Origin of the sequence: Daejeonella oryzae DSM 19973, assembly GCF_000422945.1 — a bacterium.
GTDB lineage: Bacteria > Bacteroidota > Bacteroidia > Sphingobacteriales > Sphingobacteriaceae > Daejeonella > Daejeonella oryzae.
In genome coordinates this window covers 35,508-51,677 of record NZ_AUHA01000008.1, presented here as the reverse complement: position 1 = coordinate 51,677, position 16,170 = coordinate 35,508, and the positions used below count along the sequence as shown (strand labels likewise).

Below are 16,170 nucleotides of genomic sequence, written 5' to 3'. Positions count from 1 at the left end.
ATGACAGAATTAATAAATTCACAATATCCAATACACATGAATAAACAGGATGCTGATTATCTGGATCAGCTGGAATCTGAAGCCATTTACATTTTGCGTGAAGTGGCAGGTCAGTTTGAAAAGCCAGCTTTATTGTTTTCCGGCGGCAAAGATTCTATAACGCTGGTTAGACTGGCTGAAAAAGCCTTCAGACCCGGAAAGTTTCCTTTTCCGCTGGTACATATCGATACCGGACATAATTTCCCCGAAACTATTACCTACCGGGATGAAATGATTAACCGGATTAATGAAAAATTGATTGTTGGATATGTTCAGGATTCAATTGACCAGGGAAAAGTGATTGAACAGAAAGGTAAAAATGCCAGCAGAAATTCTCTTCAAACGTCTACTTTGCTGGATACAATTGCAGCTCATGGTTTTGATGCCTGTATTGGCGGAGCCCGCCGGGATGAAGAAAAGGCCCGTGCAAAAGAACGCATATTTTCTGTTCGTGATGAATTTGGTCAATGGGATCCGAAACGTCAGCGCCCCGAACTTTGGAATATTTACAATGGAAGAATTCATAAAGGAGAAAATGTTCGGGTTTTTCCGATAAGTAACTGGACTGAACTGGATGTATGGAACTATATCCGAAGAGAAAAAATCTCATTACCTTCCATTTATTTTGCTCATAGTCGTGAAGTAATTACCAGAAACGGGCAGATTATGGCAGCGGCCGATCATTTGAACATGGATCATCTGGATGTTGTTTCAAGTAAAAAAGTGCGGTTCAGAACCGTGGGAGATATGACCTGTACGGCGGCCATTGAGTCAGAAGCCGATCAGATTGATGATATTATTGAAGAGATTAAAGCTTCTAAGATTTCAGAACGCGGCGCCCGTATGGACGATAAAGTTTCTGAAGCTGCCATGGAAGACCGCAAAAAAGGAGGATATTTTTAATATGGATTTACTTAAATTTTTTACTGCCGGAAGTGTTGACGACGGAAAAAGTACGCTGATAGGGCGCCTATTATATGATAGTGAATCAATACTGGCGGATCAGCTGGAAGCGTTGCAGCGCTCAAACCGCAAAAATGATGACGGAACTATTGATCTGGCTATTTTAACCGATGGGCTGAAAGCAGAACGTGAGCAGGGAATTACTATCGATGTAGCGTATAAATACTTCCAGACCGAAAAGAGAAAGTTCATCATTGCAGATACACCTGGACATATTCAGTATACCCGAAACATGGTTACCGGCGCTTCCAATTCCAATCTGGCCATTATACTGGTTGATGCCCGTAAGGGTGTGGTTGAACAAACCATGCGGCATTCATTTATTGTTTCTCTCCTTGAGTTAAAACATGTAGTTGTTTGTATCAATAAAATGGATATGGTTAATTTTGATCAGACCGTATTTGATCAAATCAGAAGTGCCTATTCTGCTATTGCATCACAGCTTAATCTTCATGATGTTACATATATTCCGGTGAGCGCCTTAAAAGGGGATAATGTGGTCAATAAGTCTATGAATATGAACTGGTTTCAGGGCAAAAGCTTACTGGATCATTTGGAATCAGTTTCTCTGACTGAAGATATAAATTTAGATCAGGCACGAATGCCGGTTCAGTGGGTTGTCAGGCCACAGACAGATGAGTTACACGATTATCGCGGCTATGCGGGCCGTGTTTTAAGCGGTACTTTTAAAGTAAATGACCGTGTTGTAATTATGCCTTCAGGATCCAGATCTGTCATCAGCAAAATTGAAACTTTTGAAAACGAGATTGAAAATGCAAACACGGGAATGTCGGCAACCATCCATTTAATGGATAATGTTGATGTAAGCAGAGGCGATTTAATTGTTGGTGAAAAAAATCTTCCTAAAAACTCTAATTTAATCGAAGCAGATTTATGCTGGATGGATTCGCAGCCTTTAGATATTGGTTTAACATATTTAATACAACATAATAGTAAAGTCAGCAAATGCCGAATTCAGGAAATTCTCTATCAGGTTAATATTAATACACTGGAAAAGTTAAGCCCTCATGTGTTCAACTTAAATGAGATTGGAAGAGTGGTTTTAAAAACTGCAGGAAATCTGACATTTGATTTGTATCAGGAAAATAAATCTAATGGTGGAGCCATATTAATTGATAGCCGAACCAATTTAACGGTTGCCGCATTAATGTTCAGAGCTGTTGCAGATTAAAATTTGTGGAAAAAGATTCCGGCAAAATTTATACAGATTTTCTTATTAGGATTAAAATGTAATATATAACCATATTTTTAAGTTATTATCTTGCTGGTTATTTTAAGTGATTTTAAGAATTTTAGCTAAAACCTAATTATATAAATTATCTTTTCGGTTATAAATTTTTAACAATACTTGATTTTTGTTTCTCACTTGTGAGAAATCGTTCCTAATTTTTGTACAATCTCCTTAATAATTTGAAAATAAATGATACTTAGGATAACTTTATTATCTAAATAATAAAACGCAATCATTTATTCTAAGCTATCAACTATGGAAAATTTATTAAAAAAATCGGCAATTTTTTGCCTTGCTCTTACAGCTTTCGCATTTTCAAGCTGTGAGAAGAAACAGGCTGAAGAAATTAATCAGCAGGAAAAACTGATGAGTCAGTGTGTTAAAGAAGTGCAAATGAATGGCAGCGGCGAGTCAGTATCTGCAGCAAGTCCATACAGTGTGCGTTTAGCAAGTGTTACAAAAGTTGACGGAGGTTATGAATGGATCTGGCAGGTTCAAAATTTTCATCCGGGCAACGGAAAAAATGGAACTGTTCAGGATTTAAGCCATTGGAATTTAGATTTAGGCGATTGTGTTGAATTAGGAGATATTACTCATGCTGCTTTTAGTGGCAACGGGACTAGCTGGACAAAATTTCAACCATCACTAAAAGAAGATAAAAGTCAGGATTGCTATAAAGAGAATATTCTAAAATTTGATTTTGGAACAAGCGGTAGCAAAATCTCCTATTATAAATTAGTAGTTTCTAAAAAGTTAACAAGAAATAGTGTTTTAGCGGTTTACAAATCAGGAAAAAACACAGGATGTGGCATTTTTGAAACTTGCGGTTTTGGGTGTGAAGTAGTAGACTAACAAAGCTAAGTATTTAGAAAAAGGGGGCGCAGGAATGTAGCCCCCTTTTTTATTAACTTTGATTTTAAAATTATTACTATGGATTTAGTGCGTACAAAAGAGCAGGTTTTTAAAGAAGTTGAAAGCAAATTAAGTGAAGACGGAGTAAGGATACAAAATAAGGATATGACCCGTCCATGGGGTGGTTTCTTTGTGATAGAGGAGGAGGATGCACAGAAATTTGCCGATTTATATTTTGATGGAATGAACACTGATGATCTTAAAATATCAGGAAAATTAAGTCCTAAGATTTTGCTGGTCGCCCCGGATAAACGCTTGTCATGGCAATACCATCACAGAAGAGCTGAAATATGGAAAGTTATTCAGGGTAATGCGGGAGTTATTACAAGCGAAACTGATGCGGAAGGAAGTGTAAAAAAATTAAGTAAAGGGGATGAGATTAGGTTAAAACAAGGAGAACGTCACCGATTGGTAGGCCTTGATGACTGGGGAGTTTTAGCAGAAATTTGGCAGCATACAGACGCGGAAAATCCTTCTGATGAAGATGACATTGTTAGAGTTCAGGACGATTTTGGAAGATAATTAAATTGATAAAATAAAGGGGCATACTGATCAGATGCCCCTTCATTTTTATAATTAAGTATTTTCTAAGCTGCAATAACTGCCTGGCTCATTGTTTTGGTCTTGCTGTATTTAACAGATCTCAATTCTGCTGATAAGATATCTAATAATTGGTCGTCAAATTTTTTAATTAATTTTTGAGTGGCTAAATTTTGATTCTTTTTCATGATAATAAGGTTTAGGTTGATATTATATTTCTTTTTCTGTTAAATTTTCATTTCTGCGTTCAGCTTCTTCCTTTTGCCTCTCAATTTGTTCACTTTCACGTCGGTCTTCAGCTTTTTCGGGATTAGCGGGATTTTCCCATTCTTTTTCCTCCTGCTCTTTTTGCTTTTTAAGAGGATCAGGCTGATGTTGTGTGTTGCTATTTCCCATAATTCATCTGTTTTATAAAATCCAGATATTCTAATAGTGTGCCAAATCTGAATTTCAATTAATACATAGGAAAAATATATAATTGTGTCGGTTTTCAACCAATTAGCATCCTGTAAAATCAACTCTATGTATATAGTTTTGTACAATTGGATATACATTTATTTCCATTTGTTGTAAAAAGAGGGTATAGGGTACAAAATGTTGAAACATTTGCCTGTGATAGATATGCTAAAATTTTAGATTTGTAACCACAACAAATACCATGGCTGATATAAATTATAGTGAAGACAGCATCCGGTCCCTCGACTGGAAGGAGCATATACGATTAAGACCCGGAATGTACATCGGTAAACTCGGGGATGGCTCTGCATACGATGATGGTATTTATGTTCTGTTAAAAGAAATTGTGGATAATTCCATCGATGAGTTTGTGATGGGTGCGGGCCGGACAATAGATATTAACATAACTGATCAGAAAGTTTCGATCCGTGATTATGGCCGTGGAATTCCTTTGGGAAAAGTTATTGACTGCGTCTCAAAAATCAATACAGGCGGTAAATATGATTCAAAGGCTTTTCAAAAATCAGTTGGTTTAAACGGTGTCGGAACAAAAGCTGTGAACGCCTTGTCTTCTAATTTTGTAGTTCAATCCTATCGTGATAATAAAACTAAAAAAGCTGAATTTAAACACGGCGAATTAATAAATGATTTCCCGGAAATAGATACTACCCAGCGGAACGGTACTTCAGTAACATTTTATCCTGACGAAACCATTTTTCGACACTACCATTATATTCCGGAATTTGTTGAAAGCATGATCTGGAATTATGTATTTCTCAATGCCGGGCTTACTATAAATTTTAACGGAAAAAAGTTTTTTTCAGAGCGGGGATTATATGATCTCCTGACCAGAAATTCAGATTCTGAAACGATACGTTATCCTATTATTCATTTAAAAGGCGAGGATATTGAAATTGCCATGACTCATGGTCAGCAATATGGCGAAGAGTATTATTCTTTTGTAAACGGGCAGCATACAACTCAGGGGGGAACACATCAGGCTGCTTTTCGTGAAGCACTTGTAAAAACAATTCGTGAATTTTATAAGAAGGAATTTGATGCGTCAGATATTCGCGGCTCAATTATATCAGCCATCTCTATACGTGTGCAAGAGCCTGTATTTGAATCGCAGACTAAAACAAAATTAGGTTCTCAGAATGTGGCACCCGATGGTCCAACAGTTAGGACATTTATAAACGATTTTGTTAAAAAGGCGCTGGATGATTATTTGCATAAGCACCCATCAGATGCCGATGCCCTGCTGAAAAGAATTCTGCAATCAGAAAGAGAGCGTAAGGATATTGCCGGGATTAAAAAACTGGCTAATGAACGGGCTAAAAAAGCTTCTCTTCATAATAAGAAATTGAGAGATTGCAAGATACATTTCGAAGATAATAATGAACTTCATCAGGATACTACGTTGTTTATAACCGAGGGAGACTCTGCAAGCGGATCGATTACAAAATCACGGGATGTGATGACACAGGCAGTATTTAGCTTAAAAGGAAAGCCTTTAAACTGTTTCGGTTTAACCAAAAAAGTGGTTTATGAAAATGAGGAGTTTAATTTATTACAGCATGCTTTAAATATTGAAGACGGCCTGGATAACCTCCGCTATAATAATATTGTAATTGCTACAGATGCGGATGTAGACGGAATGCACATTCGCCTGTTGCTCATGACCTTCTTTCTGCAGTTTTTCCCTGACCTTGTAAAAGCCGGACATGTATCAATTTTGCAAACCCCTTTATTTCGGGTACGAAATAAGAAGGAAACGATTTACTGTTACAGCGACGAGGAGAGGCACAGGGCAATTCAAAAGCTTGGAAACAAACCGGAGATCACCCGATTTAAAGGATTGGGAGAAATTTCACCAATTGAATTTGAATTATTTATTGGAAAAGATATTCGTTTAGATCCGGTAATCTTGTCAAAAGAGCAAAGCATTAAAAGTTTACTGGAATATTATATGGGCAAAAATACACCCGACAGGCAACAACACATTATTCAAAATTTACGTGTTGAAGTAGATTTTGTAGCTGAAGATGAGATTTCTAAACAAGCCGCCAGGGCAGCGGAGGAAGCCTTGGCTATTGCCGGCTAGTTAGCATAGGTAAATTTATTCGCAGATATTCTTTGAAAGTTATATATTGAACCCCCTTTGTTTTTTAGTTAGGGGTGTTTGATTAATATATCTATGGAGAAAAAAAATATTTCTATCAGCTTTGACGATTTTTCCTCGGTTAATGAACTTTGTTCTGCAGACAAGGATTTATGCAACGAAGCAGTTCTGGCAATGAAAAACTCTCATTCCCCTTATTCCGAATTTAGAGTTGGCGCCGCTATAAAGCTTAAAAGCGGAAAAATTATTCATGGCAGCAACCAGGAAAATGTGGCCTTCCCTTCCGGCTTATGTGCCGAACGTGTAGCTCTTTTTACCGTAGGAGCTCAATTCCCTGACGATCCTATTGAATCTATTGCAATTACCGCTCATACTGATAAATTTAGTATTGATAGCCCGGTTTCTCCTTGCGGTGCATGTTTGCAGGTGATGAGTGATTTTGAACAGCGGCAGGAAAGCTCTATCAGGATATTGCTTTATTGTATCGGTAAAAATATTTTGCTGGCAGAAGGAATCATTAACTTTCTTCCATTTCAATTCATAGAAGAAAGACTGGTAAATTAAGTTGCCGGGCAATCATTCTACACCTAATAATCTCTTTGCCTTTAAATTGTCTGTCTGGATAAAATCAGGGTTCAGGTTAAATGCGGATTTCAGTTCACTTTCATAGTAAGGAGTCCATAATTGAACAGATAAGCCTTTTTGCTTTGCATATTTTATTTTGTCAGGAGTAATCGTTTCCTGCGTATAATCGCAACTGATTCCATCATAATTTAAGGCAACAGCCTTTTCAATATTTTTGTCAATATCGCCGTAGCTTACTAAGTAAGTTTTAATTTTTTGGGTAAATGGATGGGTTTTTAATTGATCTAAAAGCACCTGATTATCAAATTCTATATTTATTTTTTCTTGGGAGGACGAATTTTTAAATAATATAGCCAGTTGATCAGCCATTTTTTTGAGGTAGGCATCCTTTCCGCCAATACGGGCAAAATTTGCTGCAGACCAATCGGTTTTTACATCCAGTGAGATATAGAATTTCGGATTGGAATTCCATACATCTATCAATTCAGATAATTTATAAAGTCTGCTGGATTTGGTGCCCTGGCATAATTCAATTTGTGAGATGCTAGAATCGTTTAGGAAGATTAAAGCATCAGAAGTGCCTTCTCCGCAAATATCTCCGGTTAAATCACTATCATGAAACATCCATATAGTTCCATCCAAACTCATTTGAATATCGGTTTCTACTCCGTCAAGAAGTGAAATTCCTTCCAGTGCTGCCGGAACCGTATTTTCTATATTTATATCATTGTAGCGGTTATTGCCACCGCCCTTATGGCCCAGGAAAACAATTTCTGTCTGAATTACCGGTCCATAATTTTTGTTACAGGAAATTAGTGAAGATGTAAATACGCAGGCAATAAATAAAGAAATAATTTTTGTAGACATGAGCGGGGGAAATCCAATTGTAGTAAAATCTATAATTGAGATTGCTTATACGCAGACTGAGGGGTATAGTTTGCAATACGGAAATATAACTTGAAAATTAAAGTGCTAGCTCAGAAGATTTAGAGGATGCTTATTTTTTCTCAAATTTGTAATTTAGCTGAAAAGCGACGCCAATCGATTGCAGGTTGATTTTTCCTTGACCGATTCCCGTAAATGGAAGTTTAGCATATGGTTGAATAATAATATCTGTGTTTTTACCTATAGGTTTTGAAATTCCTGCAGCGATATTGATTACACTAAAAATATGATTATTTTTTTGATCAATTGTATAAGATGGTTCTGGCCCGGTGGCAGGATATCCTGAATTTGTTTTCCGGATAAAAGTATATTTCTCCTTCATCATAAAATAGGATGAAAGCCCTACGCTGGCAAAAACTGTTTGCTTTGGCTTGTTGGCTAAGTTGAATCCAATATTTACCGGGATATCCAACACCCGGCAATCAGCATCAATTGAACGGGCGTATTGGGCATAATTAAAGGGAGCTTCATAAGATTTATAATTTTCAGGATTTGCGGAATATATTTTCTTAGAATAATACAATCCGCTATTTAAATTGACACTTTTAGTTATACGATAGCTTGCACCAATTCCAAAACTGGTTCCCAAACTACTTGTATTAAACTTTTCGGCTGAGTTCAGATCCGGAGATAATCCTAATGAGAAACTGGTTCTTCTAAAAGAAATATCGGATTTTGGACGTATCGTTTGACCAGTAGTTTCAGCTGATTTTTGTGAGGCATTCGATAGAGACAGGTCGGTTAAAATAGTTTCAGTATCTGGCGTACCATTATTATTGGCTTTTAGTGATGTGACATACGGAATCGAAAGTACCTTTACATCAGTAAAATCTGTTAAAGTTAATCCATTGCCAGATTTTTTTTCACTTGAAATATTTTCGGAATAATATTGCTGATTCGGCTTCTGTAATATTTTTAATTCTGCTGGTTTTCTATCTGAAAATAAGGGTTTCGGCTCATCTATTGGCACTGATTTATTTATCCTATCTAAACTTGAATAATTATTTTCCTTCTCAGAAACTGGATTCACTCTGAAAAACCACAAAGAAAAAAAGATAAGTAAAGCAGCAGCTATGCCAGCAAGCATCCGCCAGGCCAATAAATTACGTTTCCGCGATTTGTCTGCTAATAATTTTTCTAAAGATTGCCAGTCCTTATCCTCATAATTCAGGTCCGGAGATTCCAGAGCTTCCTTGAAAAACTGATCCATAGGATCTTGATGTAATTTCTTCATCGGTATTTATGTCATTGTTTCCCTTTTCAGGTTTATTGTTAAAATGATTGTTTCCTTGTAATAAAAATTCTTTTAATTTTTGGCGGGCTTTGAAAAGGTTAGACTTTGAAGTTCCAATAGAAATTCCCAGGATTTTACCTATTTCCTCGTGTGTATAGCCATCAATTGCAAACAGATTAAATACCGTACGGTATCCGTTTGGCAACTGTTGCACCAGTTTGAGCAATTCCTCGTAATTCAATTTGCTGTAAACAGAAGCTTCTATTCCTGAATCATTAATTTCAGTGATCTCTACCTGATGAATGCTATGGCGAATGCTACTTCGGTAATGATCGATAGCAGTGTTGGTCATTACTTTACTGAGCCAGGGTTTAAAGGGTTTATTAAAATCGTATTTGTCAAAGCGGATTAAAACTTTGTAAAAACCTTCATTCATAATGTCAACAGCTTCTTCCCGGTTCTGGGCATAGCGCAAACAAATAGCCATTGCAAGGCCATAAAACTTTTTATAAAGTTTTTTTTGACTGCCAGGGTCTTGACGCAAGCATCCGTCACGCAAATCCTCCGGTAAATCCTGGGAAGAGTTTTCCAAATTATCTTGATCTGATACTAACACGGAAGTATTGATAAAATGGTTGCTTTGCTATTAATATTAACATATAAGATGTTGTAAATGAAGTAATTATTTAGGTTTTTTGCAAGTGCCATCGCCGGCTGCGAACTGCAATAAACCTCGGGCAAAATAGCATCCTAAAAATTATAAAAATTTCGTGCGCTTGTTAAAAACTTCTACCGCACATTTTGCGGGTAAAACTTATATTTACCCATCCCTAACAGAATTTATAAAGGATGAGTGAAGAGATAGAGCAAAACGATAATAACGAAACATTACATACCGTTACCCCACTTTCCGGATTATATGAAAACTGGTTTCTGGATTACGCCTCTTACGTAATTTTAGACCGGGCAGTACCCCATATTCACGACGGGTTAAAACCTGTTCAGCGCCGCATCCTTCATTCTTTAAAAGAAATGGACGACGGCAGGTTTAATAAGGCTGCCAATGTTATCGGGAATACAATGAAATATCATCCGCACGGCGATGCCTCTATTGGCGATGCGATGGTACAAATAGGTCAGAAGAATTTACTGATTGATACGCAGGGAAACTGGGGTGATCCGATTACCGGAGATTCTGCAGCTGCCCCAAGATATATTGAAGCCAGGCTTTCTAAGTTTGCCTTAGATGTAGTTTTTAATCCGGATACAACCGAATGGCAGTCAAGTTATGACGGACGTAACCGTGAGCCGGTTACTTTGCCCGTTAAATTTCCGCTGTTGCTGGCTCATGGCGCAGAAGGTATAGCAGTTGGTTTGGCAACTAAAATTATGCCTCACAACTTTATAGAGCTGATCGATGCATCTATTGATGTTTTAAAAGGTAAACGGCCGGATCTGCTGCCTGATTTTCAAATGGGCGGAATGGCCGATTTTAGCAACTATAACGAAGGGCAGCGGGGCGGAAAGATCAGGGTGCGTGCAAAAATCGTCGAAAGAGATAAAAAAACGCTTGCAATAACTGAAATCCCTTTTTCAACTACTACCGGTGGTTTAATTGATAGTGTGATCTCTGCTAATGATAAGGGAAAGATCAAGATTAAAAAAATTGAAGATAACACAGCTAAAGATGTAGAAATAATCATACACCTGGCACCGGGAATATCACCGGATGTGACTATTGATGCGCTGTATGCTTTTACAGATTGCGAAGTTTCTATCTCTCCAAATACCTGCATCATAAAAGGCGATAAGCCTTATTTTATGAGTGTAAATGATATTCTGATCGAAAGTACACAGCACACCAAGGGCCTCATTAAACAGGAACTGGAGATTAAGCTCGCCGAACTAAAAGAGAAGATATTTTACAGCACATTACTCAAGATTTTTATACAGGAAGGCATGTATAAAAATCCGGATTACGAAAGCTCCGGAAATTTTGAGGTGGTAATTGAGGTTTTAGACAAACTTTTTACACCATTCTTTCCTCAGTTTTACCGGCAGATTCTTCCTGAAGATTATAAAAAGCTTATTGATAAGCCGATGAGCAGCATTACCCGTTTTGATGTTAAAAAGTCAGACGAACAAATGAAAGCTTTGGAGAATGAGATCAAAGAAGTGAACAGAAATTTAAGGCACCTCACAGATTATGTAATTGCCTGGTTCGAAAAATTGCGGAGTAAATATGGTGCGGGAAGGGAGCGCAAAACAGAGATCAGAATTTTTGATAAAGTTGAAGCTTCTAAAGTTGCACTCGCTAATGTAAAATTATACATGAACAGGCAGGATGGTTTCATCGGAACCGGACTGCGAAAAGATGAATTTGTTGCCGATTGCTCAGACCTCGATGAAATAATAGTCTTTCGGGAAGATGGAAAATTCATGGTTTCTAAGGTGGCCGAAAAAACGTTTGCCGGTAAAGGGATTATTCATGCGCAGGTATTTGTTAAAGGAGATGAACGAACAGTTTATAATCTGATTTATAAAGATGGAGAAACAGGAACATCATATATCAAAAGATTTTCTGTTTTGGGCGTTACACGCGATAAAGAATACGACCTTACCAAAGGCAGCAAAGGCTCTAAGGTGCTTTATTTTACACCAAATCCTAACGGAGAGGCAGAGGTTGTAAACATTCAGCTAAAGCCGCATTCTAAACTTAAAAAACTTCAGTTTGATATAGATTTTGCAGAGCATGCAATAAAAGGCCGCAGCTCAATGGGTAATATTGTAAGCAAATATCCTATCCGCAAGATTAGTCTCAAAAGCAAAGGTATATCTACTTTGTCAGGAAGGAAGATCTGGTTTGATGATATATTAAAACGATTGAATGTTGATTCAAGAGGAAAGCTTTTGGGCGAATTTGACGGAGACGATAAAATTCTGACTGTAAACAAGGATGGGATTTACGAGCTGAGTAGTTTTGAACTGAACAATCATTTTGATGATCATTTAAAAATCATCGAAAAATATAATCCTGCCAAGGTATTCTCGGTCATTTATATGGATGGGAAATCTAAAAATCAATACCTCAAACGCTTCACTTTTGAAAATACCGCTATTGGTAAAAAAACAAGTTTTATTTCTGAGGAGAATGGCTCCAGGCTGATTTTAATTTCCGGTTCAGCCAACCCAAAAGTACATTTGGAAATTGTAAAGGGGAAGGGAAATATTTCAGAAGAAATTGAAATTAATCTGGCCGAGACTATTGATGTGAAAGGGATGAAAGCAATGGGCAATCGCTTAAGTTCGCACGAGGTTAAAAAGATTGAATTGATAGAAGAGACGGATGAAGATATTTCTGACAATATCCCGGAGATAAGTCCGGATCATGTCCCGGTTGTTTTTGACGAGCCCACTGGCGTTCAGCACATGGCATCAGAGAAATCAACAATGGCTATTGATATTACCGAAGAGCAGCAAATTACTGAAGAGGAGGACGATGTAAATGAAGCTGTAAGTCAGGATGAACCTGCTTCGGAAGCAAACCCGGGGAAGGAGATTAAGGAAGAAAAGCCAGTTCATCCTAAAAAGATAGATTTAGAAATAACCAATCCGGATGATATAGATATTGATGATAAAGGCCAGCTCGGGCTTTTTTAAGTAAAAAATATAGCCGCTTTATTTAAAAATAAAGCGGCTATATTACTATTAGTATTGATATTTTATAATACTTCCGGTTTAATTTTATCCCGGAATTCAGAAGTGAATTTTGCAAGCTTTGGCTGAATCACAAAAGAGCAATAAGGCTTGTTGGTATTTTGATTAAAATAATTCTGGTGATAATCTTCAGCTTCATAGAATTTAGAAACCGGAACTATTTCTGTAACAATGGAATTGTCAAATACAAGATCCTTTTCCAGTTTATCAATCATGCTTTCTGCCGCAGATTTTTGTTCTGCAGTATGATAAAATATAACCGAACGGTATTGAGTTCCCATATCATTTCCCTGGCGATTCCGGGTAGTAGGATTATGAGTCTTAAAAAAGACAAGCAATAATTCATCAAATGAAATGATCTCCGGATCATATTCAATCTGTATTACTTCGGCATGACCGGTGGTTCCATTGCAAATATCTTCGTAAGTGGGATTTTCGTGATGCCCGCCCATGTACCCGGATACGACTTTACTAACGCCTTTTAAATTTTGAAAAACTGCTTCCGTGCACCAAAAACACCCGGCTCCAAATGTTGCTTCTTCCATACTCATAGCTTACTTAACGATTGTTTTCTGATTTTGGTTTTATTGAAATCAGCTAAATAAAAGGGATCACCAATAGGAATGATAGTATTTGTTATTTTTTATTCCCGCTGGTATTTATAAAGCAAAAAACCGGCTGAGAGCAGCCGGTTTCTAAACTTATTTAATTGTCTTAATTGATTATTGGTACTGAACGTAAACCGGCTGAGGCTTTAATTTCAGTAGTTCTTCCGGAGTCATTAAGCGGTTAGGGGCTTTTTTAAGATCGTTCTTGTAAAATATTTTAAATCCTGTGAACTGAACAGGCTCTTTATGGATAAAATGACGATAAGTTCCCTGTTTAAGCTCAGGCTCACCCCAACCATCCATATGCATTACCATTTGCACTTCGGGACGAAGTTTGATGTTCTGATAATTGGTTACCATTTTTTGTGTAAAACGATGTATAACAAAAACTTTTGGAGGAAGATTATTCTCTTTAACCAATTTAGCCAGGTAATCAGAACAATAGTTAATATCCGCAGCATCATATGTTCCGATTTTTGAACCCGGTCTTGCGCCTGTTTTCATAGAAAATTCAGGGTCAATACCTAAATGAACATTGGGCATTTTAAGATATTTCTCAATCCGCGGCAATTCTTTTTGAATGGTACTTAATGCTACCTGTATGTCTAAGAACACAATTGCATTGTGCATCTTAGCTATTGCTAATGCAGAGTCAATCTGCTTTTCGGGCATACGGTTAATATAAAAGCCATCCTTACCCGGTGTTCCGCTTGCTACCGATGCTATGTAATGGATACCGGGCTGTACCGGAGTTTTTGGATCTGCTTTTTCCCACTTTTTAACCTCAGCATTCAACATTCTCCACATTTCTTTAGGAGCATATTCTCCTAATGCACCCATTTTTTTAGAGTATAAATTTCCGTAAAAAACAACAATGCGTTTGAAAGGTAATATTGCACCCGGCAGTGGATATGGTTGCTTTTTTACAGGCCATTTACCGCTGGTATCACCGTTTGCCAATTCACGGTTTTTTTGATTGTATCGGGCCGTATCAATTGCCGAAGCATTATCTTCAGTTTCTGCAGCACCTTCTGAAGTTTCAGTTTGAGTGGCTGTGGAGTCCTTTACGTTGGACATTCCATTGGTTTTACTGGTTGATTCTGTACAACTGCTCAAAGAGCCGAGGAACGCAAAGGCAATTGCAATTGTTAATGTGGTGTGTATTCTATTTTTCATATTAGTTGTTTGTGCGCTTAAAGCCTGGTCCGAATAGTACTTTTCCGTTACGTATTCCGGTGTGCAGACTATTGTTTACTGTCAGCTTTCCGTTAACTATAACGTATTTAAAGCCTTCTGAATATTGATGAGGTTTTGCATACGTAGATTGATCTGTTACGGTTACCGGGTCAAAGATAACAATGTCGGCGGCCATTCCTTCACGTAAAAGCCCGCGATTTTTAAAACCGAATTTTTGTGCTGGTAATGAAGTCATTCTCCGGATTGCATCCTCCATCCTGATAACTTTGCGCTCTCTTACATATTTCGAAAGAACACGGGCGTTGCTGCCGTATCCTCTCGGATGGGGAACTCCCTGTCCAAAATCGCGAATGCCGGAGTCTGATGCAATCATTGTAAACGGATATTTCATAATGTTTTCTACATCTGCCTCATCCATGGAGTGGAAAACCATTGACGCCCCGCCTTTTTCAGTCAGATCTAAGATGGTTTCAATTTCATCGGGTATGGTACCTTTTCTGCCCATCATTAAGTTGATCTCAGAAATGTTTTTTCCGTTATAAGCAGAATCGGCTCTGAACCGGGCAACTACCGCGTAATCAAAATTGGATCGTTGCCTTTTTTCCATATCACCTATCATTTCCTCAATTATTTTTTTGCGGATTAAGGGATTTTTTAATCGATATAATATAGAATCTTTTCCATTCTCAAGTGCCCAGGAAGGTATCACAGAATTTAAAGATGTGCTGCTGGCTGTATAAGGATATTGATCTATGGTTACATCGAAACCTTCATTTCTTGCTTTCTCTACTTGACCAAGTGTTTTATCCGACTGTCCCCAATACGGTTTGCCGATTTTGAAATGTGAGATCTGAACTGGCATACCTGCTTCTTTACCCACATTAATTGCCTCTTCAATGGCGGCAAAAACCTGCTGGCTTTCGCTGCGGATATGTGATGTATAAATTCCCTGATATTTAGAAGAAGCTTTTGCCAGTGAAACTACTTCATTAGTTTTTGCATATGTTCCGGGTATATAAATTAAACCCGTAGAAAAACCAACGGCTCCGTTTTTCATCCCTTCTTCAACCAGAAATTCCATCTTTTTTAATTCCTCTGGATTGGGTTCGCGGTTTGCGGTTCCCAATATTGCTTCCCTCACATTATTATGACCAATAAAACTTGCCACATTTACCGATAGTTTCAGGCTGTCGAGCATCCGGAAGTAATTTGTTAAATCGGTGTTTGATGAACCGCAGTTACCCGTGATTACAGTCGTAACCCCATCGAAAATGAAATTATCAGCGGTTGGCGTTCTCTTTTCATCGCCTTCAATGTGAGTATGAACATCAATAAAACCGGGAGCTATGATCATTCTCTGAACATCAATTATTTTTGATGCTCTGTATTTATGCAGATTTCCTACTGCAATAATTTTTCCTTTGCGTATAGCCACATCTCCGTAAAACCATGAATTTCCGGTACCGTCTATAATTTTTCCGTTTTTAAGAAGGATATCAGCTTTTTTTTGCGAAAAGCTAAAAAAGGGAAGGAGCAAAAACAAGAATAGAATATATTTCACAGTATAATGGCTTAGTTATTCAGCAAAGTAATTACGCTG

15 protein-coding genes are annotated in these 16,170 nt (G+C 37.6%); 7 read left to right on the top strand and 8 right to left on the bottom strand.

Going from position 1 to position 16,170, the window contains the following annotated elements; translation table 11 throughout:
* The 4 genes from cysD to G521_RS0112830 all read left to right on the top strand — a co-directional run bounded on the left by cysD (position 1) and on the right by G521_RS0112830 (position 3,688).
* On the top strand, positions 1-942 hold the full coding sequence (gene cysD / locus G521_RS0112845; protein ID WP_407637174.1) for a sulfate adenylyltransferase subunit CysD: 942 nt from the start codon (positions 1-3) through the stop codon (positions 940-942).
* A gap of 1 nt (position 943) precedes the next feature.
* Positions 944-2,194 carry a sulfate adenylyltransferase subunit 1 gene (locus tag G521_RS0112840; protein ID WP_026898895.1) on the top strand — a complete coding sequence of 417 codons (1,251 nt, stop codon included), beginning with the start codon at positions 944-946 and terminating at the stop codon, positions 2,192-2,194.
* Between the two features lie 315 nt (positions 2,195-2,509).
* On the top strand, positions 2,510-3,106 hold the full coding sequence (locus G521_RS0112835) for a hypothetical protein (protein WP_026898894.1): 597 nt from the start codon (positions 2,510-2,512) through the stop codon (positions 3,104-3,106).
* 78 nt (positions 3,107-3,184) lie between these two features.
* Complete coding sequence (locus tag G521_RS0112830) at positions 3,185-3,688, top strand: cupin domain-containing protein (RefSeq protein WP_026898893.1); 504 nt, start codon at positions 3,185-3,187, stop codon at positions 3,686-3,688.
* A gap of 65 nt (positions 3,689-3,753) precedes the next feature.
* Here G521_RS0112830 and G521_RS18165 read toward each other — a convergent pair whose 3' ends face one another.
* Positions 3,754-3,894 (bottom strand): hypothetical protein, encoded by a 141-nt coding sequence (locus G521_RS18165; RefSeq protein ID WP_155975799.1) that lies wholly within the window; start codon positions 3,892-3,894, stop codon positions 3,754-3,756.
* Positions 3,895-3,916: 22 nt separating this feature from the next.
* Entirely contained in the window at positions 3,917-4,102 is a 186-nt protein-coding gene (locus G521_RS0112820) for a hypothetical protein (protein ID WP_026898892.1), read from the bottom strand.
* 262 nt (positions 4,103-4,364) lie between these two features.
* On the opposite strand from G521_RS0112820, the gene G521_RS0112815 reads away from it, so the two are divergent.
* Both G521_RS0112815 and G521_RS0112810 read left to right on the top strand, forming a co-directional pair.
* On the top strand, positions 4,365-6,266 hold the full coding sequence (locus G521_RS0112815) for a DNA topoisomerase IV subunit B (protein WP_026898891.1): 1,902 nt from the start codon (positions 4,365-4,367) through the stop codon (positions 6,264-6,266).
* A gap of 93 nt (positions 6,267-6,359) precedes the next feature.
* Positions 6,360-6,848, top strand: coding sequence for a cytidine deaminase (locus tag G521_RS0112810; RefSeq protein WP_026898890.1), 489 nt, complete (start codon positions 6,360-6,362; stop codon positions 6,846-6,848).
* Positions 6,849-6,860: 12 nt separating this feature from the next.
* Here the strand turns inward: G521_RS0112810 and G521_RS0112805 are convergent, their stop codons facing one another.
* The 3 genes from G521_RS0112805 to G521_RS17210 all read right to left on the bottom strand — a co-directional run bounded on the left by G521_RS0112805 (position 6,861) and on the right by G521_RS17210 (position 9,640).
* Entirely contained in the window at positions 6,861-7,736 is an 876-nt protein-coding gene (locus G521_RS0112805; protein WP_026898889.1) for a glycerophosphodiester phosphodiesterase, read from the bottom strand.
* 130 nt (positions 7,737-7,866) lie between these two features.
* The gene (locus G521_RS0112795; RefSeq protein ID WP_155975797.1) at positions 7,867-9,048 is read right to left on the bottom strand and encodes a porin family protein; all 1,182 of its coding nucleotides are present in this window, start codon (positions 9,046-9,048) and stop codon (positions 7,867-7,869) included.
* The gene (locus tag G521_RS17210) at positions 8,975-9,640 is read right to left on the bottom strand and encodes an RNA polymerase sigma factor (RefSeq protein WP_081675084.1); all 666 of its coding nucleotides are present in this window, start codon (positions 9,638-9,640) and stop codon (positions 8,975-8,977) included. The genes G521_RS0112795 and G521_RS17210 overlap by 74 nt, the downstream gene beginning before the upstream one ends.
* A 257-nt stretch (positions 9,641-9,897) precedes the next feature.
* Between G521_RS17210 and G521_RS0112785 the strand changes: the two genes are divergently transcribed.
* Positions 9,898-12,708 carry a DNA gyrase/topoisomerase IV subunit A gene (locus G521_RS0112785; protein ID WP_026898887.1) on the top strand — a complete coding sequence of 937 codons (2,811 nt, stop codon included), beginning with the start codon at positions 9,898-9,900 and terminating at the stop codon, positions 12,706-12,708.
* Between the two features lie 62 nt (positions 12,709-12,770).
* Here G521_RS0112785 and msrA read toward each other — a convergent pair whose 3' ends face one another.
* From msrA to G521_RS0112770, 3 genes are all read right to left on the bottom strand, one after another.
* On the bottom strand, positions 12,771-13,310 hold the full coding sequence (gene msrA, locus G521_RS0112780; protein ID WP_026898886.1) for a peptide-methionine (S)-S-oxide reductase MsrA: 540 nt from the start codon (positions 13,308-13,310) through the stop codon (positions 12,771-12,773).
* A 177-nt stretch (positions 13,311-13,487) separates the two neighbouring features.
* Positions 13,488-14,549, bottom strand: a complete 1,062-nt coding sequence (locus G521_RS0112775; RefSeq protein WP_026898885.1) for a hypothetical protein — start codon at positions 14,547-14,549, stop codon at positions 13,488-13,490.
* Between the two features lies 1 nt (position 14,550).
* A complete protein-coding gene (locus G521_RS0112770) occupies positions 14,551-16,131 on the bottom strand; it encodes an N-acyl-D-amino-acid deacylase family protein (RefSeq protein ID WP_036679314.1) in 1,581 nt (526 codons plus the stop codon).
* Between the last annotated feature and the right edge of the window lie 39 nt (positions 16,132-16,170).

What these genes read in the sequence shown, in the direction of transcription:
- G521_RS0112805 (WP_026898889.1), bottom strand. Translation starts at nt 7,736, where the DNA reads ATGTCTACAAAAATTATTTCTTTATTTATTGCCTGCGTATTTACATCT.
- G521_RS18165 (WP_155975799.1), bottom strand. Translation starts at nt 3,894, where the DNA reads ATGAAAAAGAATCAAAATTTAGCCACTCAAAAATTAATTAAAAAATTT.
- G521_RS0112775 (WP_026898885.1), bottom strand. Translation starts at nt 14,549, where the DNA reads ATGAAAAATAGAATACACACCACATTAACAATTGCAATTGCCTTTGCG.
- msrA (WP_026898886.1), bottom strand. Translation starts at nt 13,310, where the DNA reads ATGGAAGAAGCAACATTTGGAGCCGGGTGTTTTTGGTGCACGGAAGCA.
- G521_RS0112795 (WP_155975797.1), bottom strand. Translation starts at nt 9,048, where the DNA reads ATGAAGAAATTACATCAAGATCCTATGGATCAGTTTTTCAAGGAAGCT.
- G521_RS0112785 (WP_026898887.1), top strand. Translation starts at nt 9,898, where the DNA reads ATGAGTGAAGAGATAGAGCAAAACGATAATAACGAAACATTACATACC.
- G521_RS0112810 (WP_026898890.1), top strand. Translation starts at nt 6,360, where the DNA reads ATGGAGAAAAAAAATATTTCTATCAGCTTTGACGATTTTTCCTCGGTT.
- G521_RS0112840 (WP_026898895.1), top strand. Translation starts at nt 944, where the DNA reads ATGGATTTACTTAAATTTTTTACTGCCGGAAGTGTTGACGACGGAAAA.
- G521_RS0112820 (WP_026898892.1), bottom strand. Translation starts at nt 4,102, where the DNA reads ATGGGAAATAGCAACACACAACATCAGCCTGATCCTCTTAAAAAGCAA.
- cysD (WP_407637174.1), top strand. Translation starts at nt 1, where the DNA reads ATGACAGAATTAATAAATTCACAATATCCAATACACATGAATAAACAG.
- G521_RS0112830 (WP_026898893.1), top strand. Translation starts at nt 3,185, where the DNA reads ATGGATTTAGTGCGTACAAAAGAGCAGGTTTTTAAAGAAGTTGAAAGC.
- G521_RS0112815 (WP_026898891.1), top strand. Translation starts at nt 4,365, where the DNA reads ATGGCTGATATAAATTATAGTGAAGACAGCATCCGGTCCCTCGACTGG.
- G521_RS0112835 (WP_026898894.1), top strand. Translation starts at nt 2,510, where the DNA reads ATGGAAAATTTATTAAAAAAATCGGCAATTTTTTGCCTTGCTCTTACA.